Annotated in this window: 1 pseudogene; it reads left to right on the top strand. The window is 83.8% G+C overall.

Features of this window, described 5'->3' with window-relative positions:
• Nucleotides 1-291: pseudogene (locus ABD308_RS36910) on the top strand (bifunctional 3'-5' exonuclease/DNA polymerase); the annotation flags it as partial.

Genomic DNA, 291 nt, shown 5'->3' with positions numbered 1-291 from the left:
GCCCGCCCGAGCCCGACACCGACCCCGCCGCCGCCGTCGCCCCGCGGGAGGCCGCCGAGCACCCCCGGTGGGTGTGGGCCGCCGCCGACTCGGGGTACGCGCCGCTGCTCCCCCGGCTGCCCGACCGGCTCGCCCGCTGCCACGACCTGCGGCTGGTCGAGGCGCTGCTGCTCGCCCACGAGGGCCGGTTCGGCGCCCCGCGCTCGCTCGGCGCCGGCTGGGCCCGGCTGCGCGGCCTGCCCGTCCCCGCCGACCTGCCCGAGCCCGGCTCCGCCGAAGCCGGCGACGGCC

The sequence above is a fragment of the Kitasatospora putterlickiae genome (assembly GCF_039527695.1).
In the GTDB taxonomy this organism is placed as follows: Bacteria; Actinomycetota; Actinomycetes; order Streptomycetales; family Streptomycetaceae; genus Kitasatospora; species Kitasatospora putterlickiae.
The sequence above is the reverse complement of the archived record's forward strand: the minus strand, read 5'-3'. Positions and strand labels throughout refer to the sequence as shown.